We start from the raw sequence: 26639 nt of genomic DNA on the forward strand, positions 1-26639 counted from the left end.
CCCGGGCGCCGCGCCGCCGTGTCGAGCGCGGCGGCCGGTGCTACCTCGGCCGGGCCGCCGCTGAAATCGGGATCGCAGGCGCCGCAACCGGAGCGGCAGGTCGCGGCCGAGAGGTCCGCCTCGTCGGGCGCCGGCGCCGGTGCCACCGTGCCGCCCACCTCCAGCGCGGCGATCCCGGTGGCCAGGATCAGCGCGTGGATCGCGCGCCGCATCGCCGCCAGTTGGCGGTAGCGCTGCAGATCGGCGTCGTAGGCTTCGAGCGCGACGGCCGCTCGCGGCGCGATCTCGAAACCCTCGCCCCTGGCCTGCACCAGCCCGGCCGTCACCAGCGTGCGCAGCACGCGATCGACGAAACCCTGGCGCTCCTCGAGCGTGGCGTCGTGCGGCAGTTGCGGCCCGTCGGCCAGCGCCAGCAGCGCCGAGGGCGCCACCGGCTGCTGCAGCTCGGCCGACAAGGCGGCAACCCGCTTGGCCACCTCCATGCGCGCCACGCGCATCACGTTGGCGCGCCGGAAACCGCGCGAGGTGAAATCGTCCAGCCAGGCCGCCAGCCAGTACCAGCGCAGCCAGACCCGCAGCACCAGGCGCGCGGAATCGTGTTCGTGGAATTCGTGGCGGCGCAGGTAGACCACGTAGCGCGCCCGGCCGGCGGCGGCCTCGCTCAGCGTCAGCGCCACCGGCGCCGCCGCCTCGCCGTCCGCGGCCAGGCCCCGGCCGCTGATGGTCTCGCCGGCCAGGCCCGTGACCCGCAGATGACGATCGTGGCCGGCACGCGCCGCCAGATGCGCGATCACCTGCATGCGGCCGCCGGACTGCCCCACCTGCCGCTCGCAGGCGATGCGCAGCGCCCGCCCGAGGAACCATCGATTGATCGACATGCCGGTCTCCGTGAAATGCTCGATGTCTGACGAAGCGGATCGACATGCCGGGCGGCTGCTGTAAAAACTACAATCGCGCGCGCCGGATTGTCGTCCTGGTACGCCGTCGCCGCGCCGCCCGCGCCGCGATGGCGGCTGGCGGGCGGCGCGACGAAGGCGCAGGGAAAACGCGTCGGTTCAAGCAAGATGCGGACCAGCACGCCGCGATCGAGGCGCGGCGCGGCCAAGCGCGGCACCGCCGGCTAGCGCACCACCACCATCTTGCCGCCGGCCTGGTTCGCCTCCATCACGCGATGCGCCTCGTGGATCTGGTCGAAACCGAACACGCGCGAGGGCTTCACGTCGAGCCGGCCCGCCGCCGCGTCGGCCGCGATCGCCTGCAGCGGCACGTCCGAGAGCGGGAAACCGGGCGTGCCGAACACGAAGCTGCCGAAGAAGTTCAGGTACACGCCGCTGGCCATCTGCAGCAGCGGATTGAAATCGCGGATCGGATCGAGCCCGCCCAGCCAGCCGGCCAGGCAGGAGCGTCCGCCCCGGCGCAGCAGCGAGAGCGAATCGAGCACCACCGAATTGCCGACCAGGTCGAGCACCTTGTCCACCTGCCGCGCCTCGGCCAGGTGCGCCGCTAGGTCGGGCCGCTCGATCTCGCAGCGCGCGGCGCCGAGCCGTTCGAGCATCGCGAAGCGCTCGGGGTTGCGGGTGGTGGCGATCACGCGCGCGCCGGCATTGACGGCCAGCTTCAGCGCCGCCTGCCCGAACGAGGAGGTCGCGCCGCGGATCAGCAGCAAGTCGCCCGCCGCGAGTTCGAGGTTGCGGAACAGGCAGGTCCAGGCGGTCGCGTAGGTTTCGGGAATCGCGGCCAGCTCGGCCCAGGGTAGCTCGGCCTCGATCAGCGCGACGTTCGACACCGGCGCGCGCGTGAATTCCGCGTAGCTGCCGTTGATGGTGCGCCCCAGCCCGCCCATCAGCGCGGCCACCTTCGCGCCCACCGGGAATTCGCCGCCCGGGCAGGATTTGACGATGCCGACGCATTCGATGCCGCTGACCGGCGCGGCCTCGGCCCATTCGCCGCGCCGCATGTGCATCTCGGCGTGGTTGATGCCGAAGGCCTTGACCTCGATGACGACATGGCCGGCCAGCGGCTCGGGATCGGGGATCTCGCGGTAGACGAGGCTGTCGAGGCCGCCGAATTTGTCCAGGACGATCGCGCGCATGATGGGTTTCCTTGCAGGGGGATGAGAGCCCGCCCGCTTCACCGCGACAGGACACGGCATGGCGGGCGGAACGGGACCGGGTGCGGACCGGGATCGCGTTGTCGCGAGTAACCCGGTCAACGACGGATCGAAGGTTACCCACCACCAAGTAACCTGTCAAACATATTTTTAAAGGTTACCTTTCCGACCGCCTGCCGTCGTCGATTCACGTCCTGCCGCTATACTTGCCGCTCGATCCCGCACCGGCCTCGCCGGCCGGCCCGCCAGACGCGCCCCGTCGCGTCGCCCGATCCGCTCATCCCCTCATGCGCGCCACCCTCGATCGTCGTACCGCGACCGCCTTGCTGGTCGCCGCCGTGTTCTTCATGGAAAACCTCGACGCGACCGTGATCGCCACCGCGCTGCCCACCATGGCGCGCGATTTCGGCACCGCGGCCGCGCATCTGTCGATCGGCGTGTCGGCCTACCTGGTGGCGCTCACCGTGTTCATCCCGATCAGCGGCTGGATGGCCGACCGCTTCGGCGCGCGCCGCGTGTTCGCCGCGGCGATCATCGTGTTCACGCTGTCCTCGCTGCTGTGCGCGGCCAGCGGCAGCCTGCCGGCCTTCACCGCGGCGCGCACGCTGCAGGGCCTGGGCGGCGCGATGATGGTGCCGGTCGGCCGGCTGGTGGTGTTGCGCAACACGCCGAAGGAGCAGATCGTGCGCGCCATCGCGATCCTCACCTGGCCCGCGCTGGTGGCGCCGATCCTCGGGCCGCCGGTGGGCGGCTGGATCAGCACGCACTGGAGCTGGCACTGGATCTTCCTGCTCAACCTGCCGCTGGGCGCGATCGCGCTGGCCGCCGCGCTGCTGCTGGTGCGCAACGGCGAGGCGAAGCGCGCGCCGTTCGACCTGACGGGCTTCGTGCTCACCGGGCTCGGATTCGGGCTGTTCATGGCGGGCCTGGAGGCGGCCAGCCGTGACGACGTCTCGCGCCTGCTGGCGCTGCTGATGCTGGCGGCCGGCGTCGCGCTGCTGGTGATATCGGCGCGCTACCTGGCGCGCGCCGAGCATCCGCTGTTCGGCCTGGCGCCGCTCGCGATCGATACCTTCCGCGTCACGGCCGTGGGCGGCTCGCTGTTTCGCACCGCGATCGGCACCGCGCCCTTCCTGCTGCCGCTGATGTTCCAGCTCGCCTTCGGCTACAGCGCCGTGGAGGCCGGCACCCTGCTGCTGTGGCTGTTCGCCGGCAACCTGGCGATGAAGCCGGCCACCACGCGGATCATGCATGCCTTCGGCTTTCGCCGGGTGCTGATCGGCAACGGCGTGCTGGTCGCGCTCGGCTTCGTGGCCTGCTCGATGCTGAACGCCGACACGCCGCACTGGCTGGTCTGCCTGCTGCTGTTCGCCACCGGCATGACGCGCTCGATGCAGTTCACCGCGCTCAACACGATCGGCTTCGCCGACGTGCCGCAGGCGCAGATGAGCCATGCCACCACGCTGTTCTCGGTGCTGCAGCAGATGAACGCGGGGATGGGGATCGCGGTCGGCGCGCTGGCGCTGTCGGTGGCCGGCATCATGGGCGGTTCCTCGCCGGGCAACCCGGGGCCCGGCGACTTCCAGCTCGCCTTCGACCTGATCGCGGTGCTGGCCGCGCTGGCGATCGTCGACAGCCTGCTGCTGCCGCGCGATGCGGGGGAGAAGATTCTCGCGCGAGGGCGTTGAGCGGCAGCGCCTCGGGGCCGCTTGCCTGGGCCATCGATTCCGAGGCGCCGCGCCGCTTGACTCTGCGAATCGGCGAATCGACGAATCGACGAATCGACGAATCGGCAAATCGGCAACGCCGGCTTGCCGGGTCGATCTCCATCGTGGCTTCAGCGCCCCGGCCGCGCGGCCTCGGCCGACAAACCCTCGATCGTCTCGCCCTCACGCCCCGCCGCGGCCGGCATCGCGCCATCCGCCGCCGAGCGATGCTCGTCCCGCAGTTCGCCGTGCAGCGCCGCGCGCAGGCGCTCGCGATCGAGCGCGCCCTCCCAGGCACAGACCACGATGGCGGCCACGCCATTGCCGACCAGGTTGGTCAGCGAGCGGCATTCCGACATGAAGCGATCGATGCCGAGCACCAGCACCATCGCCGCCACCGGCACGGTGGGCACCACCGAGAGACTGGCCGCGAGCGTCACGAAACCGGCGCCGACCACCGCCGCCGAGCCCTTCGAGGTCAGCATGGTGACGGCCAGCAGCGTCAGTTGCTGGGTCAGCGTGAGCGGCGTGTTGGTGGCCTGGGCCAGGAACAGCACGGCCAGCGTCATGTAGAGGCTGGTGCCGTCGAGGTTGAAGGAATAACCGGTCGGCACCACCAGCCCCACCACGCCGCGCCGGCAGCCGAGCTGCTCGAGCTTGAGCATCAGTTGCGGCAGCGCGCTCTCCGAGGTCGAGGTGCCGAGCACGATCAGCAGCTCCTCGCGAATGAACACCAGGAAACGCAGGATGCTGAAGCCGGCCAGCCGCGCCACCGCGCCCAGCACCACGAACACGAACAGCAGCGCGCTCAGGTAGAAGCAGGCGACCAGCTTGAACATCGGCAGCAGCGAACCCAGCCCGAACTTGCCGACCGTGAAGGCGATCGCGCCGAAGGCGCCGATCGGCGCGACGCGCGTGATGAAGCCGACGATGCGGAACATCATCGCCGCGGCGCCGTCCACCAGGTCGACCACCGGCTTGACGCGCTCGCCCAGCACCGACAGCGCCGAGCCGCACAGCAGCGCGAGCAGCAGCACCGGCAGGATCTCCTCGTGCGTGAAGGCGCCGACGAAGGTATCGGGCACCACCTGCATCAGGAAGCCGGTCAGCCCCTCGCCGTGCGCGGCGCGCGAGACGTAGCCCGATACGGCCGAGGCGTCGAGCGAGGCGATCGACACGTTGAAGCCGGCGCCCGGCTGCAGCAGATGGCCCATCAGCAGGCCGAAGCCGAGCGCGACGGTGGAGATCAGCTCGAAGTACAGCAGCGCCTTGCCGCCGGCGCGGCCCACCGCCTTCATGTCGCGCATGCTGGCGATGCCGGTCACCACCGCGCAGAACACCACCGGCGCGATCACCATGCGGATCAGCCGCACGAACAGGTCGCCGAGCGGCTTCAGCGCCTGCGCCGCCGAGGGCGCGAAATGGCCGACCGCGACACCGAGCGCGATCGCCACCAGGACCTGCAGATAAAGATGCCGCCAGAGCGGCACGGATTGCGTGCGAGTCGCCATTGTCTCCTCCGGAAGGTAGGCGTGCGTCGTCCCCGCCACCCTGTTGACGGGCGGTCGAAGCGACGGATTCAGGAAAAACGGCGGCCGGCGGGATACGCCGCCGCCTGCCGCCCGGTAGCGCGGGCAGCGACGGATGCCGCGGCGCTCAGGCCGCGGCGGTTGCCTGGGTGGCGTCGATCAGCGCCCAGGGGCGCGCCGCGCGATGCGCCTGCTCGAAGGCCTCGATGCGGGCCTGCATCGACAGCGTCAGGTCGATGGTGTCGAGGCCGTCGATCACCATCCGCTTGTGGCGCGCGCCGAGCGGGAACGCATAACTGCGCCCGGCGGCCGAATGCACCGTCTGCGCCTCCAGGTCGATGCGCAGGCTGCCTTGCGGGTTCGCCCGCGCGTCGGCCGTCAGCGCATCCACCTGCTCGCGCGGCAGCGCCACCAGCAGCAGGCGGTTGTTCATCGCGTTCGAGTAGAAGATCTCGGCGAAGCTCGGCGCGATCACCGCCGCGAAGCCGTATTGCAGCAGGCCCCAGACCGCGTGCTCGCGGCTCGAGCCGCAGCCGAAGTTGGCGCCGCCCAGCAGCACGGCGGCGCCTTCGTAACGCGCGTCGTTCAGCACCGAATCCTCGCGCGCGACGCCCTGCGCGTCGTAGCGCAGGTCGTACAGCAGCCCGCGCGCGAGGCCGGCCTTGTCGATGCCGCGCAGGAACTGCTTGGGCATGATCTGGTCGGTGTCGAGGTTCTCGATCGGCAGCGGCAAGGCGCGGCCCTCGATGGTGGTCAGCAGGCTCATCTCAGCGCTCCAGGGTGCGGATATCGGTGATGCGGCCGGTCAGCGCGGCGGCGGCGGCCATCGCGGGGCTCATCAGGTGGGTGCGGCCGCCGCGGCCCTGCCGCCCCTCGAAGTTGCGGTTGGTGGTCGAGGCGCAGCGCTCGCCGTCGGCCAGGAAATCGTCGTTCATCGCCAGGCACATCGAGCAGCCCGGTTCGCGCCATTCGAAGCCGGCCTCGATCAGCACGCGCGCGATGCCCTCGGCCTCGGCCTGGCGGCGCACGCGCCCCGAGCCCGGCACCACCATCGCGCGCACGCCGGCCGCCACGCGCCGGCCCCGCACGATGCCGGCCACCGTGCGCAGGTCCTCGATGCGGCCGTTGGTGCAGGAGCCGATGAAGACGCGGTCGATCGGCGTGCCGGCGATCGGCTCGCGCGCCGCCAGGCCGATGTAGTCGAGCGCGCGGCGCGTCGATTCGGCCTCGCTCGGCGTGGCCTGCTCCTCGGCGGCCGGCAGCAGCGCGTCGATCGCGATTGCCTGGTCGGGGCTGGTGCCCCAGGTCACGAAGGGCGCCACCTCGGCCGCGTCGAAGCGGTGCTCGGCATCGAACACGGCGCCCACGTCGCTGGCCAGCGCCTGCCAGTCGGCGCGGGCGGCCGCCCATTGCGCCTCGTCGAAGCGCGTATGCGCGCGCACGTAGTCGAAGGTGGTCGCGTCGGGGGCGATCAGCGCGGCGCGCGCGCCGGCCTCGACGGTCATGTTGCAGAGCGTCATGCGCGCCTCGGCCGACAGCGCGTCGATGGTGGTGCCCGCGTATTCCACCGCGTAGCCGCGCGCGCCCTGCGCGCCGATGCGCGCCACCAGCCAGATCACCAGGTCCTTCGAGGACGTGCCGTAGGGCAGCTCGCCGTCGATCACGATGCGCATGGTGCGCGCCAGCCGGTAGACCAGGGTCTGCGTCGCCAGCACGTGCTCGACCTCGGAGGTGCCGATGCCGAAACCGAGCGCGCCCAGCGCGCCGTAGGTGGTGGTATGGCTGTCGCCGCACAGGATCACCATGCCGGGCCGCACGAAGCCATGCTCGGGCGCGACCACGTGCTCGATGCCCTGGTCGGGGTCGTTGGTGCCGAACAGGCGGATCCCGGCGCGCTCGCAGTTGCGCGCGAGATTGCTGGCCTGGTTGGCCGAATCCGCGTCGAGGATCACCCGCGGCCGCTCGGCGTGGGTCGGGATGATGTGGCTCACCACCGCCACCTGCTGCCTGGGCCGGCGCACCGCGCGGCCCTTCGCGTCGAGCCCGGCAAAGGCCTGCGGGCTGGTGTATTCGTTCATCAGGTGCAGGTCGACATAGAGCAGCACGTTGTCCGCGTCGAGCGGCTCGACCGTGTGCGAATCGACCAGTTTCTGGTACAGCGTCCGGATCGCCATCCCGGCTCCTTTCGTATCGTGGGTGTGATGGGTCGCGGCGCGTGGGCCGCGCCGGCTTCGTGTTCAGCCGCGCAGGAACGGCAGCGCCGCGTCGAGCAGCGCCTCGGGCGCTTCCTCGGGGATGTAGTGGCCGCAGGGCAAGGCATGCCCCGTCACCGCATCCGACCAGCGGCGCCATTCGGCCAGCGGATCGAAGCACTGGCCGATCACGCCCTCGGCGCCCCACAGCGCGAGCATCGGGCAGGCCAGCTTGCGGCCCGCGGCCAGGTCGGCGCGGTCGTGTTCGAGGTCGATCGTGATCGAGGCGCGGTAGTCCTCGCAGATGCCGTGCGCGGTGCCCGGCGCGGACAGGCAGCGCAGGTATTCGGCATAGGCTTGCGGCGTGAAGGGCTTAAGCCCCGCGCTGCGCGCGCCGATGGTCTGCTTCAGGTAGAGGTCCGGGTCGGCCTCGATCAGCGTTTCCGGGAACGGCGCCGGGCGCACCAGGAAGAACCAGTGCCAGTAGGCGCGCGCGAAGGCGAACGAGGTCTGCTCGTACATCGCCAGGGTCGGCGCGATGTCGAGCGTCACCAGCCGGCGCACCGCCTCGGGATGGTCGAGCGCCAGGCGCACCGCCACCCGCGCGCCGCGATCGTGCGACAGCACGTCGAAGCGCTCGAAACCGAGCGCGCGCATCAGGTCCACCTGGTCCTGCGCCATGCGCCGTTTCGAATAGTTCGCGTGATCGGGCAGGCCGGCGGGCTTGCCGCTGTCGCCGTAGCCGCGCAGGTCGGCGGCCACCACCGTGAAGTGCCGGGCCAGCACCGGCGCGACGCGATGCCAGATCGCGCGCGTCTGCGGATGCCCGTGCAGCAGCAACAGCGCGGGGCCGGTGCCGCCCTTCCAGGCCTGGATATGGGTTCCGTCGGTCTCCACCGAGACGGATTCGAAGTCGTCGAACATGGTTCCTCCAGCGTTTTTTGTAGTCTAATTGCTGCCTTGAACGCCATGGTATCGGCGAAAGCAAACCGGTATTAACCTGAGGGAACAAATGGACGCGATCTCCGATCTCGCGCTGTTCGAGCTGGTGGTGCGTCAGGGCAGCCTCAGCGCGGCCGCGCGCGAGCTGGGCGTGACGCCGCCCTCGGTCAGCAAGCGCCTCAAGCAGATCGAGCTGCGGCTGGGCGTGCGCCTGCTCAACCGCACCACGCGCCAGATCAGCGTGACCACCGAGGGCGAGCTGTACCTGAACAACGGCTCGCGGATCCTCGCCGAGCTGGCCGAGCTCGAGCAACTGGTGAGCCGCAGCCGCGCGGCGCCGGCCGGGCTGCTGCGCGTCAACGCCTCGTTCGGTTTCGGGCGCACCTGGGTGGCCGCGGCGATTTCCGAATTCGTCGCCCGCCATCCCTCGATGGAGATCCAGCTGCAATTGACCGACCGGCCGCTGAGCCTGCAGGAACAGGCTTTCGACGTCGGCATCCGCTTCGGCGACGTGCCCGAGGCGCGCATCAACGCCAGGCGGCTGCTGCGCAACCGGCGCATCGTCTGCGCGGCGCCGGCCTACCTGGCGCGACACGGCACGCCGCGCACGCCGCGCGAACTGGCGCAGCATCCCTGCCTGGTGCTGCGCGAGAACGATTCCGCTTATGGAAGCTGGCACTTCACGCGCGGCAGCCAGGAGGAAACCGTGAAGGTGCGCGGCCCGCTCAGCAGCAACGACGGCGCGGCGGTGCTGAAATGGGCGCTCGACGGGCACGGCGTGACGATCCGCTCGCAATGGGAAATCGATGCGCTGCTGCGCGAGGGTTCGCTGATGCCGCTGCTGGCCGACTGGAGCCTGCCCAATGCCGATATCTACGCGGTCTACCTGGAGCGCAACCAGCTCTCGGCGCGGCTGCGCACCTTCATCGATTTTCTCGGGACGCGGCTGCCGCAGATGCTCGGCATGCCGGCGGAGCGCCGGCGCGGCGGCTGAGACGTTCGCGGGATCGGCGCGCTGCGTTGCATTTCCTGAAACCAGGCACTATGCTTCATGCAACCTGGAGGTTGCATAATGAACCCTACCCCCGATTTCATCGAAAAGCATGTCGTCCTGCGTGCGCCCCGCGAGCGGGTCTGGCGCGCGATCAGCGAGGCGAAGCAGTTCGGCATCTGGTTCGGCGTCGAATTCGACGGCGAATTCGTGGCCGGAACCCGGCTGACCGGCCGCATCACCCCAACCCAGGTCGATCCCGAGGTCGCGAAGATGCAGGAGCCCTATCGCGGGCTTCCCTTCGAATTCCATATCGAGCGGATCGAGCCGATGCAACTCTTCTCCTTCCGCTGGCACCCGAGCGCCGTCGATATCCATGCCGATTACTCCGCCGAGCCGATGACGCTGGTCGAATTCCGCTTGCAGGAGGCGGAGCCGGGCACGCTGCTGACGATCCGGGAATCCGGTTTCCATGCGATTCCGCTCGAACGCCGCGCCAAGGCCTTCACCAGCAACGAGGGCGGCTGGACGCATCAGGCGAAACTGATCGAGACGTACCTCGCGCGGCCTTCGGCATGAGCCGGGCTTCGATGCCCGCGGCTGCGCAGCTTCCCGGCGCGGCGCCGGTATTCGCCGCGCTCGGGGATCCGACGCGCCTGCGGATCGTCGCCAGGCTGTGCGACGCCGGCCCCTTGTCGATCGCCTTGCTCACGCAGGATGCCGACATCTCGCGCCAGGCCATCACCAAGCATCTGCACGCGCTCTCGGATGCGGGCCTGGTGAGCCACCAGCGCAGCGGCCGTGAAAGCGTGTGGCGGCTCGAGCCCCAGGGGCTCGCGCAGGCGCGTCGATATTTCGATCAGATCTCCGAACAGTGGGATCAGGCGATCGGCAGGCTGGCCGCCTTCGTGGAGCGCGATGGCCCCTGATCGCGTGGTCCAGCCGTCCTTTCACCGAGCCGCTTGGCGCGATCCGCGCGGCAACCGCTAGAATTGCCGTTTTCGTCCGGAATATGTCCATGTCTTTTGCCTCGCTCGGCCTGATCGCTCCGTTGCTGCGCAACCTGCAGGAACTCAACTACCAGACACCCACGCCGGTGCAGGCCAAGGCGATCCCCGCCGTGCTCGGCGGCAAGGACGTGATGGCCGCGGCGCAGACCGGCACCGGCAAGACGGCGGGCTTCGCCTTGCCGCTGTTGCAGCGGCTGGTGCAACACGGCCCGGCGGTAGCCAGCAATCGCGCGCGCGTGCTGGTGCTGGTGCCCACGCGCGAACTGGCCGAGCAACTGCTGCAGAGCTTCGTCGACTACGGCAAGGGCCTCGATCTGCGCTTCCTGGCCGCCTATGGCGGCGTGAGCATCAATCCGCAGATGATGAAGCTGCGCAAAGGCGTGGATGTGCTCGTCGCCACGCCGGGCCGCCTGCTCGACCTGAACCGCCAGAACGCCGTGCAGTTCGACCAGGTGCAGACGCTGGTGCTGGACGAAGCCGATCGCATGCTGGACCTGGGCTTCGCGCGCGAGCTCGATGCCGTGTTCGCCGCCCTGCCCGAGCGGCGCCAGACCCTGCTGTTCTCGGCCACCTTCAGCGACGAGATCCGCGCCATGGCGGCGAACATCCTGCGCAAGCCGGTCGATATCAGCGTGAGCGCGCCCAACGCGACCGCCAGCAAGATCAAGCAATGGGTGGTGACGGTCGACAAGCGCAACAAGCCCGAGCTGTTCATGCACCTGGTGGCGCGCAACAAATGGGAGCATGCGCTGGTGTTCGCCAAGACACGCAACGGCGTGGATTACCTGGCGGCCAGGCTGGAGGAAGCCGGTTACGCGGTGGACACCATTCACGGCGACAAGCCGCAACCGGCGCGGCTGCGTGCGCTGGAGCGCTTCAAGGCGCGCGAGATCCAGATGCTGGTGGCCACCGACGTGGCCGCGCGCGGGCTGGATATCGACGATCTGCCGCTGGTGATCAACGTCGATCTGCCGATCGTGGCGCAGGACTATGTGCATCGTATCGGCCGGACCGGGCGCGCGGGTGCGAGCGGCGTGGCGGTGTCGCTGGTGTGCGCGGACGAGGCGCCGCAACTGGCGGCGATCGAGGCGCTGATCCGGCAAACGCTGCGCCGGGAGGAAGAGCCGGGATTCGAAGCCGAGCATCGCGTGCCGGAAACCAGCGCTTCGGGCGAACTCATCAAGAAGCCGAAAAAACCGAAGAAGCCGAAGGTCGGGCAGGCGGTGGGGCAAAGGGCCGAAGTGACGGGGATGGATACGATTCACACCATCGGCAGCCCGTTCAGCATGCAAAAGCCGCGTGGGAAGACTGGCGGGAAGCCGGCTGCGGGTGGTTCACGCAAGCCGGCGGGTAAGCCTGGTGGTGGGCGGGGTAAGCGCCAGGCTTGATTTATTGGGTGGGCTTATCGTGGATTGCGGCTTCGGGTCCGACGCAGCCAGATTGCGTAGACGCCCAGCAGAACGATCACTACGGCATCGACGGGCAGCAGCATGGGAAAGGGACTTTCCCATTTGTCCATGTTTGTGGTCCGGCCGTAGTATGGCGGGCCGTCTCCGTAGGCTTCCTGCAGATTGAGCATGTTGAACGCGACCGTAAGAAACACGATGATGAGAACGATCAGCCCCAAGGCGATTTTCAGGTGGCGTCGCGTCATCGGTATTTCACCGTTAGCGCGAGATGGCAACCCGGCAAACTGCACGCCAGCCCAGTGAGCCTGCCGATTTCGTCGCCATATGGTTTCGACATGGATTTGTCCTCGTTTTTTGCCAGGCGAGTCTAGGCGCGTGGCCTGGACGAGGTAAGTGTGTGAATTGCCGCAGTCGCGATACGTTTGTAGCAGAAGGGTTGCCGCAAAGGCCCAGCCTTACCTCGGCGGACCGCTCGCAAAGCAACACCTCCCACACAGATGAGAGGACGAATGCCTGCCGCACCAAGCATCCGCCTCCCCTCTTCCTTTCACTCGGATCGCATCCCGCTCAGGCCGGCAGCACGATCGGCGTATTGCCGGCCTGCTGGTTCCAGTTGTCGAGCGCTTGCAGATAATCGCCCGCCGGATTCACCTTGAACGCGAGCTTCGCGGACGACACCGTGGCCACGCCCGGCTCCGACAGATTGAAGCCCCACTCCACGCCGCCCAGATAGGCGCTGTGCTGCACATCCACCGCGATCGTCACGAGCCGCACCTGCACCAGTTCACCGACCCGCGCCGCCATGTGCCGGGGCGTATCGACGATCCATGCGCGCTGGTAGCCCTTGCCGCGCCGCGAGCCCGCGCCGGACAAGGTCTGGATGTTGTTCTGCTTGATCCAGGCGCGCAACTCCGGCGTGGTATTCGGCGTCAGGTCGCGGATCGGCCGCGGCACGTCCTGATCATTCGAGCCGTACCAGGGCGACAAGCTGTTGGAATCGAGCGACCAGCCGTTCGCCGCGCGATCCCGTTCGCGGTCGTTGATCCATTGTCCCTGCGGCCGGATCAGCTGGACCAAGCGCACGTTGTCGCTGTCCCGCTCGGCGCGAAACCAGAGCGCGGTATCGGCGCCCACGTTGATCCGCCCGCCCGGCGGTTCGTTCGGGTTCGAATTGTAGGGGGCATACACGGCGAACTCGAACTCGCCGCCCGAGGTGTCAATCGTCGTCATCGATCTCTCCTGGAAGAATTGAGCCTGCGTTGAGTTGGACGCGGGCGCGCGGGGGGCGTGAATCGGCTGGTTGGATGAATTTGATGGGGGACGGGGATGTTTGCGTGCGGCAGCAGTTGGGGAGGCTGCCGCTGTGCGGAGCGCATGGTGCTGATCGGCGCTCTCGAGAAAGGGGAAATCTCGGCAAACAAAAAACCTCGCCGTCGCAGCAACCTATCCAAATGAGTTGCTCGTATAACTACGGCGAGGTAAAGAACTGTTTGATGTTGAGCTTGAAATGATCGCTATAGTTTGCGACCGCCCTGATGATTCGCCAGCAGGAGTTGGCGGACTCGACGCCGCGCAAAAAATCTGACCGCAGGCGGCCACCACTCGTCGTTCATACGAGCTGTGCTGTAACTGCGACGTTCAGGCGGCCGCTTCGCACCGGAAGCTGCCGCCGATTTTGTACGTGCCGAAGGGCGCTTCAGGGTCGTGCTGCAACCTCCCCGCGACGCCGAGCGTCGAGGCGACATCGTCGGTCGGGACGCGGCCAATAGCGGCTGGACAACAGCACGCCCTCTTTTTCGTAATCTGTATGTTCATTCGTCTGGCACAATTATTATTACGGGGCCCTTCCTTGAGAGTTGCAGGGATGTCGGGCGGGTGGATCATTGCAAAACAGTCCCGTTGGAAATGGGCGTTGCATTTGGACCCTCAACGGGGAAAAACGAGGAAGCATCTTGGACATTGAAATTTGGGACGGCGGTCTTCAAGAGCACGAGCTTGAAGCAATCAAGAAGATTCGGTCGGCCTTCACGGAGAGCCAGACTGACAACAAGTCGCAGAATAAGGGCGGCTCGCTCCGTGATCAGCTTCAAAGCAAGTTTGGCCGTAACGGAATGTTCCCGTGGAAGGGCTACGCTGGATTTCGATTTGTTGATTCTAAAGGCAAGGAAGGTGAGTTCGATCTGGTGATCGTGACTCACTGTAACGTTCTCGTCATTGAATTGAAGGACTGGAACTTCGAACCGGTCACTATGAACGGGGATGCTTGGTTCAAGGGTGAGAAGAACATGGGCCGCTCGCCCGTGAGTATCACAAGGTCCAAGAAATACACACTTGAGAACAAGCTGAAGAAATTGACTCATCGCTTCACCAACAAGGGCTACGCACCGCACGTTCATTTCTTTGTCGTTATGACGGGAAATGCTGATTTTAGTCAGCTTCCAGAAATTGAATTGCAGCACACCATTTCCCTGAAGGACTTTCTCAAATATTCTGACCAAGGGCGGTTCAACGGATGCTTTCGTCCGCATCCTAACGCTCAAGTCCTGAATAAGGATTTCTCGATCTTCAATGAGCTATTCCTTGGCGGCAACACCGCGCCGAAGTCTTTGAGAATCGGCGGCTATACGGCGGTTGAAGAAATTTTCGAGCACCCCAAGCAGGTCTATAAAGAGTACTTGGCAAGCTCGGAAATATCCAGGGGAACAGAGGCGTTACTGAGGGTATGGAACTTAAAAAATATACAAGGCAACAAAGGTATCACGCCGGAGGGGCGAGCACAGATAGTGTCCCGAGAGCGTGAAGTGTTGCAGTTCATTAATCACCAGAGTAGAGATCTATATAACCACTGCCTTCGCTCACTCACGAGTTTTGAGAAAGATGAGGTTACATCGCAATATAGTGAGGTCTATGAGATTCCGCCCGGACATGTAAGGTTTAACGAGTTCATCGGGAAATACGGACAATCTCTCACTCCTGGGGATAGGCTGAACCTCGTCAAGCTGCTTGTAGCAAAATTTGGCGATCTACATGACATCAAGATTGCGCACCGTGACATAGCTGATCATAGCCTGTGGCTGTCCCCTTCTAAAGAAGTTGCGCTTTCGAACTTCATCACGGCATATCATCAGCCGGCTGGAACCGTGGGAGACTACCGCAGCAATTTATCTGTTGGCGCGGTTGAAGTGAAGGATATGTTGGGAAGCAGTGTCCTCAATCCGTTCGAACAGGATGTTCACGCACTCGGGGTTGTGTCTTGGCACCTTCTCACTGCGAAAAGGATGTCACCAAAGAGCCTGGACGGACTTGAGGCCGACATGCTATCTAGCAGTGAATGGTATGCGGGTGTCCTGCTCGATGCAGTAGGCGCCAAATTCATAGACGGAGCCAGTTTTTTTGACGCGCTTAAGCAAGCGGAGCCGCAGGTCGAGTCGCTTCCGACCTTCGATGACAGCGAATTGCACCCGTATCGCCGTCCGATAAATCATTCTCGACAATACCGAGAGGATGGCGACTTCATTAGTGAGACCGGAGATAAGGAAGTCTACCTGTCTGGCGGCAGGCTTGTGAAAGCGTGGCTCAATGTCGGCTCCGAGGGCGGCGACCAGGTCAGTAATTTCCACGTTCTATCCTTCTTAAAGAAGTTGGACAAGCTAGTCGATGTCAATCCGACTTGTTTGCCAAAAATCTATGAATACGGATTGGCAACCAAGTCTGGAAGTATGTTCCTTGTCATGGAGCAAGTGGACGGCGTGACTTGGGGTGATGCTCATTTGGAGCAAGCCGAGAAGAAAGAAATCATTGATAAGCTGGTTGGTGCGGTCGAGCATATTCACGAGCTTGGAATCTCGCACGGGGATCTGCATCCGGGAAATATCATGATCGGCCGCCAGGACAGGAACGTTTATCTGATTGATATTCCAGATTTTTCCCGGAGTCTAGAAGAGGTAAAAAACCATCGATATAGCCCAGAGAATATAGATTCTTGCTCCCCTTTCGAGAGAGATATCTTTGCAGTTTTAAAGATGTCCAGCGAGCTGATCAACCTGGAATGGGGAGGCGAGTCACAGGAGTTCCCTTCGCTTGCTGAGGCGATCCGCACGGAACTCGATGACACGGAATTTGGGTTTAGGGATCTGGGCCGCTTCAAGAAGGCACTGAACCAAACCACGGCAGCGCAGGCGCAGAAGTGTGTCGAGATCGAATTGAGTAACCTCGACGAAGCTCTGACAATCTTACCAGATAACGGAAGGCTCTTTGTCAAGCTTGAGGCGTCGAGAAAAGACGCAAGCGAAGTATCAGTTACCTTCTCGGGTATTGGCGGCACCTTCACGGCGTTTTACAACAAGGATCAACGCTGTTTTGTAACTGGGAAGTTTCCCAGAGCGCGAACGAATGTAAATTCGCGAGACGAGCAAGAGAGTCAATTTGAGATTGGAACTTCGCTTCGTATCAAATCGGGTAAGCCGTCCCAATTCACCGAATTGTCTGAATATCTTCGCGATGATGAGGCGTTCAATCGCGCTATAGACGTGCTCGATCAGATAGAGACAGCCCCGGACCAGTCCGAGTTGAGCTTGCAACTTAAAGAGGCATTTGAAGTCGCCGACCATTCTGGTGTCGAAGGTGGCGCTGGCGTGGCACTTGAAATTTCGACGCGCGCTTTGTGGCGAGCCATACTCGAAACTGAAAGTCAGTCGAGCCCGAACATCGAATTGAACGGCTCAGCGATATCGCCAACCGACGCGGAGGCGGAGCTAATCCTCCCTTATGAGGCCGACATCGACCCGTTGGGTGCCTTTTCCAATGCTGACGAAGTAGAAGCGCTGCTGATTGATCCAGATGGCACTGAGCGAAACATCGGTGAGGTCTCCCTCAAGAGGTCGGCGCTGAACGAGGTTCGGCTCACGAGAGCCCGGATGGCTGCTCATCGTCTGAAAGACGGAGACACCGTATTCTTCAGGACGAAGCAGGATCGTGCGTCCTACCGAAAGAGAAAAGTAGCTCTGGAAAGACTGCTAGATAGAGAAGGGGTCATGCCAGAACTGCTTGATCTATTCGATCCAGCGTGCAACCGGGTAGCAACGAACTACAACATTGAAGTCACTGATGCGGACTTTACGCGATATGACCGTGAAGATCAGCACGGGAACAGGATTAGTCTGAATCAACAGCAACGAGAGGCATTTTCCAAGCTGCTGAACTTTGGACCACTATCCCTTCTTCAGGGGCCACCTGGAACGGGCAAGACTGAGTTCATTGCAGCCTTTGTCCATTTCCTGGTCGAGAAGCTCAATACCAAGCGAATCCTGTTGGTGAGTCAATCGCATGAAGCTGTCAATACCGCAGCCGAACGGATACGGAAGCATTGCGCGAGACTTGGAACTTCACTTGAGGTTGTCCGGTTCAGTAACCGTGAGGGGGCCGTGTCTCATGGACTGAAGGACGTCTACTCTCATGCCATCACGGCTGAGAAGCGCGAGTTGTTCAATGCAGAGTATCGCTATAGAGTGGCCGCGCTTTCCAGTGCTCTTGGTCTTGAGGCGGAATTCGTCTCCAGGTTGGTCGACGCTGAACTTAAAATTTTCAAGCAGATCGATCACTTGGAATCGCTTCTCGCGAGTTTCGAAGACATCGACAACGGAGAGGACGCACGCGCGTTGAAAGCAATCGCCGCAGACTTGGACAGAACCCTCCGGTCGAAGCTTGCGGAAAGCTACGGGATCGACCTTCCTCGCGAAGCGAGAATATCTGCAGCCAAGGACATTCTGCTGTCCAAGCTGTGTGCGGAGTATGGTGTCAGGCCGAACGAATCGAGGAGGGTGCGCGCATTGGCGAGAATTTCGAGAGACATGCAGGATGCCCTTTCTGCTGATCGCGTCAATCTAGACGAGTTCTATGCTCGATCTAGACAACTGGTAACTGGGACTTGTGTGGGTATCGGCCAAGGGCATATAGGCATCCATGAGAACATTTACGATTTTGTGATCATTGATGAGGCGGCACGTTCGATTTCGAGTGAACTCGCGATAGCGATGCAGTCGGCAAAGCGGGTGCTGTTGGTTGGGGACCACCTTCAGTTGCCCCCACTGTATTCTGATGCTCACAAATCGGCGCTGGCACGTCGCTTAGGTATCAACGACGAGCGAACAGAGCTTGACGTAGTTTTGAGGAGCGATTTTGCGCGTGCCTTTACCTCCGAGTATGGTGAACAGGCCAGCGCCACCTTGCTCACTCAATACCGCATGGCTCCGCCAATCGGGGATTTGGTCTCGAATACGTTCTACAAAGGCAAGTTAGGCAACGGACCTCGTTCTATTCTGAAAATTTACGACGATGCGCCAAACGCCCTTACGTCGCCCGTCACTTGGCTCGATACGTCATCATTAGGGGGGCGTGCCAATCACCAGAATGACCGTGGAGTCAGCATTTACAACCGCTGCGAAGCCGAGCAGATCATGCAGGTTCTCAAGCAAATTGCGTCCAGCGGTCAGTTCTTGGCGAATCTGACGCAACTCAAAGAAAAGGATGACGCACTTATCGGTGTGATCTGTATGTATGCAGAGCAAAAGCGATTGCTGCGGCAGAAATTCAATCAAGAAGTTTGGACGGAAGGCTTCAAGGATTTGGTGAAGATCGACACTGTCGATAGCTATCAGGGGAAAGAAAACAGAATTATTATCCTAAGCCTCACGCGGTCGGATGCAACTCGAAATCCTGGGTTCTTGAGAACACCCAATAGAATCAATGTTGCCATGTCTCGGGCAATGGATAGATTGTTGATCGTCGGAAACACTGACATGTGGAAGAAGCACAACAGCGATAAACCGCTCGGTCAAGTTGTTTCTTATATGAATGATATGGGTGAGAAAGCGGGCTATCGCTTTGTGACCGCGCAAGGCAATCGTTGAGGTGGCTGCAATGGAAAATACAACCTACCACGAGATTGATTTTTTGTTGCCAGCGCAACGATTCAACATCAATTTCTCATACATCACTGAAAAAGGACTGCCGTTTGTTCGCGAATTCGTTCTTCGCTTAGTTCATCTGGCGCCGTTGACGAAATCACAGGTTGTCGCTTTCTTTGGCTTCAGTAAGAAGGAAGCCGACGAAGTCATATCGGATTTGGTTGAGCGCGACGAGTTGACGCTGTCGGAGGATGGTCGGCTAGCCCTAACAGACAAATCCAGCGGATACTTCACTGAAATTGGTGAAGTTCCGCGCCTATCGCAGTTGAAGGATAGTGGTGCATGCTTGTCATTTGATTTGGCAACTTTTACCTGCTTGGGAAGAGAGGTTGCTGCTGATAAGTGGAGGGCAGGTGTCCAAGTCAAGATCGATCCAGAGAATTTCTCTAAAAGCGAGGAATTGGTAGGGAGGCAGTTCCAGCGTCAATTCAACGAGTTTCTGCACAAGGGCCTACTTTCGAAATCTATTGTCCAGGATGAGAAGGAAGCACCGAATATTTACACCGTTAATTCGGTAAGCAAGATCAGACAGTTTCCTTTCAGAATATCTGTCAAGTTCCAGATGGACGAGGAAGGGGCGAGTGTTGAGCGTGACGACTTCGATATGCTGTCGAGTTCGGACTATGTGCATGAGCGCGTAGCCGTCGAGCTTGATCGTTTCTCTCGTCCGGCAAATTTCATCGATATTGCTAAATCCATGATGGAGATCGGAGACGGTGATACTCTTCGACTGTTCGACGTGAAGAGAAATTCAATCAACCTCAGGTTTCTCGCGGAACTCAACCAGATCGAAGGAAATAATCAAGATATAAGAACGACCTTCTTGGGACCAATATATTCGCAAAAAAATTGGTCGTTACTTCAGAAGTATTTGGCCCCGGTTCTAGCGGCGAGAATTGAGAGAAAATCCGATGTAGGAAAAGAACAGTTCGTCTGGATAGCACCGGGTGACTCGTATTGGAGCAAGAGTAGCCGCCTGTTGGGTTCGCTCAGTGATTTTTTCAACAAATCCAGCACGACAGAAAAGAAGCTTTACTCTCCTATGGTCTATCTTCCTGTCGCGGGAAGTGACGACTTCCGCTCGGCTAGGCAGTGGAAACAAGAGTTTGAATCGTCTGTAGGCAATGCTAACGGCCTGTTGGAAGGATTCCTAAACGGTAATGTCGAGGTTCTTCACTTCGTAGGTGAGGTAGCTGTCGTCGTTTATCATATGTCGCTTCCTGATACCTACCCGGTGACGGTACCTGTTGGCTTCGTAACTAGGGACAAAGATGTTGTATCAAAGCTTGGAAAGCTCGTGCGAACGTATATTGACGGTAGTGCTGGCTTCGACCGTCCCAACGACTGCGGCGCAATTATCGAGATGGGGCGAAGCAAGTAGCTTATAGTCCATAGTCTCAAGATTCTCAGCTATCAGAAGCCAAGAAGAAGCCCTATTCGCGAGGGCTTCTTCTTGGCCGAACCACTTCGTCGCTAATAAACCTTAATTCGATTTGCGGAGGCGCGACACTCCGAACGACGTGAAAGTGCGGTGAACCAGTCTCAGGAACGGCGAAGCCAGAAAGTCAGCAACGGCTGAGGAGCATCCTCAATCGAGGGCACAGAATGACTGTTCCGCTCGAGTACCCGCCCTTGGAAGCCCAACGGCTTGACCGTCAGCAACGGGTCGATTGCCTCCATTGACACTGCCTCATTTAGAAAACCGGCACAGCTGAACAACCGCCAAGGCCAAGGCCATTCCCCCGATGGCCGAACCCACGCCATCGAATGCCTAAGCCCCCTCATTCCCCACGACTCACCAAATCACGGCTTCGCTCGACCAAACGTGCCGACGACAACGGAAAACTTGCTATCCCCGCAAGTCCACCCTCCACCTCGCTGGAAAGTGCAATCGGACGGAAGACCCGGAAACAGATGCGCCCGCTGATACGCATCGACATTGTCCGACCTCAGCGACAAGGAGAACGACTTGCCCGTGTCGTCGTCGAGCGGTGCCACCGCCAGATCCCAGCACTCCTTCTTGCCGGGGTCCAGATACGTGGCTTCCCCCTTGTCGCAATAGCGAACCTCGGAATCCCCCTTCTTGACCGTGAACGATTTCAGCCGATGCGAATCGACAAATGTCCCGCAATAGTCGCAGTCATAAGATCGACCGAAGAAGCATGACTTCAGGAAACCAATCGCCAGCAACAACAAGAAAAAATTGACCAGCACCTTCATGCACGCCCCGTCATCGTTTTGATTTTATACGGCTGTCACGCGGAAAGCGGCGCCGCCAGCCCAGCCGCTTCATCGTCCCCAAGGTAGCACCCGGCCTCGACATTATTCCCGTCGAGGTCGATCAAAAACGCGCAATAAAACGGCGAACGCCTGATCCCGGGCCCGCCATTATCGCGGGCCCCGTGCGCAAGCCCGGCGGCATGAAATCGGTCCACCGCGTCGCGGGAAGGCGCCGAGAACGACAGGTGCATCGGGCTCGCCGCGGCTCTAGCATCGGCATCCCAGAACGTCGGACGTCCTTCCGCCACCACGAAAAAGGGGGATTGCGGCTTGCCGGTGGAGAAAACAACCCAGGCCGAATCAACGGCAAGACGATGCTTCTCGACCAGACGAATGCCCAACGGAGCCAGCATATGCGCATACAGGCGGGCACTGGATTTCAGGTCGCGGGCGACAATGCCGATATGGTCGAACATGCCAGTCGTCTCGCCATGGCAAAGAGTAGATGTCCAGCTTGCCATAGCGAGCCATCGATCACCATCGTCGCTTATCCGGACCCGCCTCTTTCCGACATTGGGTCGAGCGGCTTGCCTGGCAGGCGCTCGTCAAAACCGAGAGATTGTTTTTCAGTGCCCGCGCGCGATTCGAATCCGGCGAGCCATTGGATTGGGCGGCGATCGCCCACGACGAGGGTTTCGCCGACCAGGCGCATTTGAGCCGTGCCGTGAAACGCACGACGGGTTTCTCTCCCAAGGAATTCACGCGGCGATTCGCCGAGGACGAATCATTCCGGGTCTACCGACTCTGGGTGTGACCGCCCCCCTCAAGACACAACACGGGAGCACCAAAACGCATTCCGATGCCCCCGCAACCAACCCGCAACCGCCTCCCGATCAGGAATGCGACGCGGCTGCCGCGCTCGCGGCCTTCTCCTGCTTGGCTTTCTTCGAGGCTTCGTGATGGCCGATCGCGCAGCCGGCAGCCGCGCCCACCACGCCGTGATGGCCGGCCACATGCCCGGCCACGCCGCCCACTGCCGCGCCCTTCAGGCAGCCGGCCGCGTTCGCGTTGGCGCCTGCCGCGAGCAGGCCGATACACGAGAGGGTGATCAACAGACGTTTCATGGTCGAACTCCGTATTCGAGCGTGTGAATCGCGACACGCAAGTCGCGATGGAAAGCGCATTGTGCGGATCGACCCGGCGACGGTCCACCGGCGATGCCCTTGCTTACCGAAGCGACAAACCTGTTACAGATCCAGCCCTTGCAAGGACGCGAACCACACCCAGCAACACGGAAAGCGATCCGAAACACTTTCGGATCGCTTTCAACTCACTCGACTCGGCGCCCGGCCTTCAGGGCGCGAGCCGCGTGAACACGTAGTCGTGGTTCTTCACCAGCGCCTGGTGACAGGCGAAGCAGGTCTTGTGCTGCGCCTCGTCCACCGGCATGCCGTTGATGAAGCGGCCGAAGCCCCAGCCGCCGGTGGCGGCATAACGCTTCGAATCCTTGACCATCACCTGCACGGTGGTGGCCTTGCCGGCCACCGTCGCGGTGGGCGATTCCTCCGATTGCTTGCGCTTGTAGGCCAGCTTGACGAGGATCGTGCCGTCGGGGAACGGCAGCGTCGACTTCTGCAGCGCGGCCACCGCGATCGGGTTGCCGAGCACCACGCGCAGCTCGTCGAGCGGCGCGGGTTCCTCGGCCGGCGCGATCATCTCCCACTTGCGGTAGCCGGGCGGAATCGTCACGCCGTAGATCGGCGAGGCGGCCGAGGCTGCCGAAGCCGCCGCCGGTTTCGCCGGCTCGTCGGCATGCGCCGCCTGGACCGCGAAGGCCGACAGCAGGCAGGCGCCGACAGCGAGCCTGGAGGTCAGTCGAGCGAAGGACATGGACACACCTCCGTCCATCAGAGCTTGGTCACTTGCAGGATCGCCTCGGCGAATGCCTGCGGCGCTTCCTGCGGCAGGTTGTGGCCGATGCCGCCGCTCAGCGTCTGGTGGCGATACTTGCCCGTGAACTTCTTCGCGTAGGCGGCCGGCGCCGGGTGCGGCGCGCCATTGGCATCGCCTTCCATGGTGATGGTCGGCACCGAGATCGACGGAGCGGCCGCGAGGCGCTGTTCCAGCGCGTCGTACTTGGCCTCGCCGCGCTCGAGACCGAGGCGCCAGCGGTAGTTCGAGATCACCACGGCGACGTGGTCGTCGTTGTGGAAGGACGCGGCGCTGCGCGCATAGGTGGCGTCGTCGAAGTTCCACTTGGGCGAGGCCAGTTGCCAGATCAGCTTGTTGAAGGCATCGCGATTGGCCGCGTAGCCGGCCGCGCCGCGCTCGGTCGCGAAGTAGAACTGGTACCACCACTGGAACTCGGCTTGCGGCGGCAGCGGCGCCTTGTTCGCCGCCTGGCTGCCGATCAGGTAACCGCTCACCGACACCAGCGCGACCACGCGCTCGGGCCACAGCGCCGCGATGATGTCGGCGGTGCGCGCGCCCCAGTCGTAGCCGCCGAACACGGCCTTGTCGATCTTCAGCGCGTCGAGCAGCGCGATGGTGTCGACGGCCGTCACGACCTGCTGGCCGTTGCGCGGCGTATCGGCGGACACGATGCGGGTCGAGCCGTAGCCGCGCAGGTACGGCACGATCACGCGGTAGCCGGCCGCCACCAGGCGCGGCGCCACCTCGGCATAGGAATGGATGTCGTAGGGCCAGCCGTGCAGCAGCACCACCACCGGGCCCGTCTTCGGGCCGACGTCGACATAACCGACGTCGAGCACGCCGGCCTTGATCTGCTGGATATCGGAGAAGCCGGCGCTGCCGCCGCCGGCGCGCATGGCCGAGCCGGCCTCGGGCGTCTGCGCCTGGGCCAGGCTGCTCAGGCCGAGATCGACCAGGCTGACGCTGGCCAGCGTGGTACCGAGAATGCGACGGCGCCGCAGGTTGACGTTGTCCGACATGTTCCGTTCTCCTTGATGCGAATCGCGCGAATGACGCGAGTTTCGTCTTTGCAGAATGAGTCGCGCCTCCCTTGCGGCACGCCCCCCAGTGATCCGCCCGACTGCCCGCTCCGCCTTGGCGGATGCGATGCAGCGAACGTCTGGCCGCATTTATAGCGGAGCCCGGAAGCCGCTTTGTATCGCAGTGTGTCCATGCCGGAACACGACACATAGCGAATCAAAATCGCCGCGTCCGGATACACGTGGGCCCCTTACACTGGCCGCATCCGGCACACGCCGTAAGCATCAAAAGCAAATTGAAAGCATTTGGTCAGGATGACGAGAGATCACGGCGAAGATGATCGTTTGCCTGCTGCAAGCTATTTCGGAATGGCTCACAATCATGCCCGCCACGCCGCGCGCCATGCCCCGGGGCGCCTTGCCAAAGGCACGGCGGCGCTGCAATAAATCGATTACGAATGCCCACCACACCTGGAGGAGAGACCGATGGCTGACAGCCCTCAAGACGATGCACGCAAACGGAAACCGCTATGGGTCTGGGTCGCGCTGCTGATTCCGTATGCCGCCCTGCTGTGGCTGCCGTTCTACAACTACGGCAAGCCCGCCTTCGCCGGCCTGCCGATGTTCTACTGGTATCAACTGCTGTGGGTGCCGGTCACCTCGGTCCTGCTGTACCTCGTCTACCGGAGTGAGAAATGAACGGCAACATCGCCATCGATCCGGTCGCGATGACCGTCTTCATCGCCTTCTTCGCGCTGGTCACGGTGCTCGGCTTCGTGGCCGCGCGCTGGAAGCGCGGCGATCTCACCCAACTGCATGAATGGGGCCTCGGCGGCCGGCAGTTCGGCACCGTGATCTCCTGGTTCCTGGTGGGCGGGGATTTCTACACCGCCTACACGGTGATCGCGGTCCCGGCCCTGGTCTACGCGGTGGGCGCCTACGGCTTCTTCGCGCTGCCCTACACGATCGTGGTCTATCCCTTCGTGTTCGCGGTGATGCCGCGGCTCTGGAAGATCGCGCACGCGAAAGGCCACATCACGGCGGCCGACTACGTGCACGGCGAGTTCGGCGGCAAGCTGCTGCCGGCCGCGATCGCCGTCACCGGCATCGTCGCCACCATGCCCTACATCGCGCTGCAACTGGTGGGCATGCAGGTGGTGATCAAGGGCCTGGGCGTGAGCGGCGAGCTGCCGCTGGTGATCGCCTTCCTGATCCTCGCGCTCTACACCTATACGAGCGGCCTGCGCGCGCCGGCGATGATCGCCTTCGTGAAGGACATCATGATCTACATCGTGGTGATCGCGGCGGTCTGCCTGATCCCGGTGAAGCTCGGCGGCTACGCGCACGTGTTCGAACTGGCCGACGCGCACTTCGCGGCCAAGGGCGGGCCCACCGGCATCCTGCTCAAGCCGACGCAGTTCACCGCCTACGCCTCGCTCGCGCTGGGCTCGGCACTGGCCGCCTTCATGTATCCGCACACCATGACGGGCGTGCTGGCCTCGGGCTCGGCGGCCACCGTCAAGAAGAACGCGATCTTCCTGCCGGCCTACACGCTGCTGCTCGGCCTGATCGCCCTGCTCGGCTACATGGCGATCGCCGCCGACATTCACGTGAGCTCGCCCACCGACGTGGTGCCGGCCCTGTTCCACACGCTGTTCCCGTCGTGGTTCGTCGGCTTCGCCGCCGCCGCGATCGCGATCAGCGCGCTGGTGCCGGCCGCGATCATGTCGATCGGCGCGGCCAACCTGTTCACGCGCAATCTGTGGCGCCCGCTGGTGTCGCCGAACCAGTCGGCGGCCGGCGAGGCCTCGACGGCCAAGCTGGTCTCGCTGCTGGTGAAGTTCGGTGCGCTGATCTTCATCGTGGTGCTGCCCACGCAGTACGCGATCGACCTGCAGCTGCTGGGCGGGATGTGGATCCTGCAGATCCTGCCGGCCGTGGTGTTCTCGCTCTACACGCGCCGCCTGAGCACGACGGGCCTGCTGCTGGGCTGGCTGGTGGGGATCGTGGTCGGCACCTCGCTGGCCGCCTCGCAGGGCTTGAAGCCGGTCTACACGCTGCACCTCGGCTCGGCCTCGTGGACGCTCTACATCGGCCTGATCGCGCTGGTGCTCAACATCATCGTGACCCTGGTGGTGTCGGCGCTGACGCCGGCCAAGCGCGCCCAGGCGGCCGCCGCCTGAAGCGCGCCGGGCCGCCGGCCGCCGCGCAACCCCTGTGCGTGGCGCCCGGCGGCCCGGCCTTTTTCGAAGTTGTCCGCGCAAAGGCGCCCGCATCCGTCACGTCGGATGCGGGCGCCTTTGGCTTTACAGCAGCCCGGTGGTCAGCGCCTTGAGGGTGGCGGCCGCGCGCGTCGAGCAGTCGAGCTTGCGGAAGATGCTCTCGACATGCGTGCGCACCGTGCTCGGGCTCAACGCCAGCACGCGCGCCGCTTCCTTGTTGCTCAGGCCGCCGCTGATCTGGCGCAGCACCTCGATCTCGCGCGGCGACAGCAGCGGTGTGACGGGCCGCCTGGGCGCCGGCGCGGGGCCGCCCGCGGTCTCCACCACGGCCGCGATCACCTCGGGATCGAAGCGCCCGGCCGCGGCCTCGGCCTGCAGCAGGCCGGCCGCCG

The 26639-nt window shown here is 63.2% G+C and carries 23 protein-coding genes and 1 pseudogene; 10 read left to right on the forward strand and 14 right to left on the reverse strand.

What is annotated here, in order from left to right; all coding sequences use genetic code 11:
* Together F3J10_RS23395 and F3J10_RS23400 are read right to left on the reverse strand one after the other, a co-directional pair.
* The coding region (locus F3J10_RS23395; RefSeq protein ID WP_167243104.1) for a hypothetical protein at positions 1–878 on the reverse strand (878 nt) is incomplete at its 3' end.
* 242 nt (positions 879–1120) lie between these two features.
* A complete protein-coding gene (locus F3J10_RS23400; protein WP_167243105.1) occupies positions 1121–2092 on the reverse strand; it encodes a zinc-binding alcohol dehydrogenase family protein in 972 nt (323 codons plus the stop codon).
* Positions 2093–2397: 305 nt separating this feature from the next.
* On the opposite strand from F3J10_RS23400, the gene F3J10_RS23405 reads away from it, so the two are divergent.
* The gene (locus F3J10_RS23405) at positions 2398–3798 is read left to right on the forward strand and encodes a DHA2 family efflux MFS transporter permease subunit (protein ID WP_013690476.1); all 1401 of its coding nucleotides are present in this window, start codon (positions 2398–2400) and stop codon (positions 3796–3798) included.
* A gap of 149 nt (positions 3799–3947) precedes the next feature.
* Here F3J10_RS23405 and dctA read toward each other — a convergent pair whose 3' ends face one another.
* The 4 genes from dctA to F3J10_RS23425 all read right to left on the reverse strand — a co-directional run bounded on the left by dctA (position 3948) and on the right by F3J10_RS23425 (position 8461).
* Complete coding sequence (gene dctA, locus F3J10_RS23410) at positions 3948–5327, reverse strand: C4-dicarboxylate transporter DctA (protein WP_167243106.1); 1380 nt, start codon at positions 5325–5327, stop codon at positions 3948–3950.
* Between the two features lie 145 nt (positions 5328–5472).
* A complete protein-coding gene (gene leuD, locus F3J10_RS23415; protein ID WP_167234394.1) occupies positions 5473–6111 on the reverse strand; it encodes a 3-isopropylmalate dehydratase small subunit in 639 nt (212 codons plus the stop codon).
* 1 nt (position 6112) lies between these two features.
* On the reverse strand, positions 6113–7519 hold the full coding sequence (leuC, locus tag F3J10_RS23420) for a 3-isopropylmalate dehydratase large subunit (RefSeq protein ID WP_167243107.1): 1407 nt from the start codon (positions 7517–7519) through the stop codon (positions 6113–6115).
* Between the two features lie 63 nt (positions 7520–7582).
* A complete protein-coding gene (locus F3J10_RS23425; RefSeq protein ID WP_013690480.1) occupies positions 7583–8461 on the reverse strand; it encodes an alpha/beta hydrolase in 879 nt (292 codons plus the stop codon).
* Between the two features lie 88 nt (positions 8462–8549).
* On the opposite strand from F3J10_RS23425, the gene F3J10_RS23430 reads away from it, so the two are divergent.
* The 4 genes from F3J10_RS23430 to F3J10_RS23445 all read left to right on the forward strand — a co-directional run bounded on the left by F3J10_RS23430 (position 8550) and on the right by F3J10_RS23445 (position 11868).
* The gene (locus F3J10_RS23430; protein ID WP_013690481.1) at positions 8550–9473 is read left to right on the forward strand and encodes a LysR family transcriptional regulator; all 924 of its coding nucleotides are present in this window, start codon (positions 8550–8552) and stop codon (positions 9471–9473) included.
* 78 nt (positions 9474–9551) lie between these two features.
* Positions 9552–10049: an SRPBCC family protein gene (locus F3J10_RS23435; protein ID WP_167243108.1), complete on the forward strand. Its 498-nt coding sequence runs from the start codon at positions 9552–9554 to the stop codon at positions 10047–10049.
* 11 nt (positions 10050–10060) lie between these two features.
* Positions 10061–10399 carry a metalloregulator ArsR/SmtB family transcription factor gene (locus F3J10_RS23440; protein ID WP_013690483.1) on the forward strand — a complete coding sequence of 113 codons (339 nt, stop codon included), beginning with the start codon at positions 10061–10063 and terminating at the stop codon, positions 10397–10399.
* 89 nt (positions 10400–10488) lie between these two features.
* Positions 10489–11868: a DEAD/DEAH box helicase gene (locus tag F3J10_RS23445; RefSeq protein WP_167243109.1), complete on the forward strand. Its 1380-nt coding sequence runs from the start codon at positions 10489–10491 to the stop codon at positions 11866–11868.
* A gap of 14 nt (positions 11869–11882) precedes the next feature.
* On the opposite strand, the gene F3J10_RS23450 is transcribed toward F3J10_RS23445, so the two are convergent.
* A complete protein-coding gene (locus tag F3J10_RS23450) occupies positions 11883–12134 on the reverse strand; it encodes a hypothetical protein (RefSeq protein WP_167243110.1) in 252 nt (83 codons plus the stop codon).
* Between the two features lie 322 nt (positions 12135–12456).
* On the reverse strand, positions 12457–13119 hold the full coding sequence (locus tag F3J10_RS23455; protein ID WP_167243111.1) for a hypothetical protein: 663 nt from the start codon (positions 13117–13119) through the stop codon (positions 12457–12459).
* A 722-nt stretch (positions 13120–13841) separates the two neighbouring features.
* On the opposite strand from F3J10_RS23455, the gene F3J10_RS23460 reads away from it, so the two are divergent.
* Together F3J10_RS23460 and F3J10_RS23465 are read left to right on the forward strand one after the other, a co-directional pair.
* Entirely contained in the window at positions 13842–18797 is a 4956-nt protein-coding gene (locus F3J10_RS23460; protein WP_167243112.1) for an AAA domain-containing protein, read from the forward strand.
* A gap of 10 nt (positions 18798–18807) precedes the next feature.
* Entirely contained in the window at positions 18808–20235 is a 1428-nt protein-coding gene (locus F3J10_RS23465; RefSeq protein ID WP_167243113.1) for a hypothetical protein, read from the forward strand.
* Between the two features lie 422 nt (positions 20236–20657).
* Here the strand turns inward: F3J10_RS23465 and F3J10_RS23470 are convergent, their stop codons facing one another.
* Both F3J10_RS23470 and F3J10_RS23475 read right to left on the reverse strand, forming a co-directional pair.
* Positions 20658–21074 carry a hypothetical protein gene (locus F3J10_RS23470; protein ID WP_036037763.1) on the reverse strand — a complete coding sequence of 139 codons (417 nt, stop codon included), beginning with the start codon at positions 21072–21074 and terminating at the stop codon, positions 20658–20660.
* Between the two features lie 35 nt (positions 21075–21109).
* Entirely contained in the window at positions 21110–21550 is a 441-nt protein-coding gene (locus F3J10_RS23475; RefSeq protein ID WP_167243114.1) for a VOC family protein, read from the reverse strand.
* A 116-nt stretch (positions 21551–21666) separates the two neighbouring features.
* On the opposite strand from F3J10_RS23475, the pseudogene F3J10_RS23480 reads away from it, so the two are divergent.
* A pseudogene (locus tag F3J10_RS23480) lies at positions 21667–21888 on the forward strand (AraC family transcriptional regulator); the annotation flags it as partial.
* 79 nt (positions 21889–21967) lie between these two features.
* Here F3J10_RS23480 and F3J10_RS23485 read toward each other — a convergent pair.
* The 3 genes from F3J10_RS23485 to F3J10_RS23495 all read right to left on the reverse strand — a co-directional run bounded on the left by F3J10_RS23485 (position 21968) and on the right by F3J10_RS23495 (position 24025).
* On the reverse strand, positions 21968–22198 hold the full coding sequence (locus tag F3J10_RS23485; RefSeq protein WP_025100252.1) for a hypothetical protein: 231 nt from the start codon (positions 22196–22198) through the stop codon (positions 21968–21970).
* 229 nt (positions 22199–22427) lie between these two features.
* The gene (locus F3J10_RS23490) at positions 22428–22964 is read right to left on the reverse strand and encodes a cytochrome P460 family protein (RefSeq protein WP_167243115.1); all 537 of its coding nucleotides are present in this window, start codon (positions 22962–22964) and stop codon (positions 22428–22430) included.
* A gap of 17 nt (positions 22965–22981) precedes the next feature.
* Positions 22982–24025 carry an alpha/beta hydrolase gene (locus tag F3J10_RS23495; protein WP_166914293.1) on the reverse strand — a complete coding sequence of 348 codons (1044 nt, stop codon included), beginning with the start codon at positions 24023–24025 and terminating at the stop codon, positions 22982–22984.
* Positions 24026–24511: 486 nt separating this feature from the next.
* On the opposite strand from F3J10_RS23495, the gene F3J10_RS23500 reads away from it, so the two are divergent.
* Together F3J10_RS23500 and F3J10_RS23505 are read left to right on the forward strand one after the other, a co-directional pair.
* Complete coding sequence (locus F3J10_RS23500; RefSeq protein ID WP_013690491.1) at positions 24512–24724, forward strand: DUF3311 domain-containing protein; 213 nt, start codon at positions 24512–24514, stop codon at positions 24722–24724.
* A complete protein-coding gene (locus tag F3J10_RS23505; RefSeq protein ID WP_036037770.1) occupies positions 24721–26208 on the forward strand; it encodes a sodium:solute symporter in 1488 nt (495 codons plus the stop codon). The genes F3J10_RS23500 and F3J10_RS23505 overlap by 4 nt, the downstream gene beginning before the upstream one ends.
* Positions 26209–26331: 123 nt before the next feature.
* Here the strand turns inward: F3J10_RS23505 and F3J10_RS23510 are convergent.
* Positions 26332–26639: response regulator transcription factor (locus tag F3J10_RS23510; RefSeq protein WP_167243116.1), on the reverse strand; the 308-nt coding region annotated here is incomplete at its 5' end.

Source organism: Burkholderia sp. Cy-637 (genome assembly GCF_011753175.1).
Taxonomy (GTDB): Bacteria; Pseudomonadota; Gammaproteobacteria; order Burkholderiales; family Burkholderiaceae; genus Burkholderia; species Burkholderia gladioli.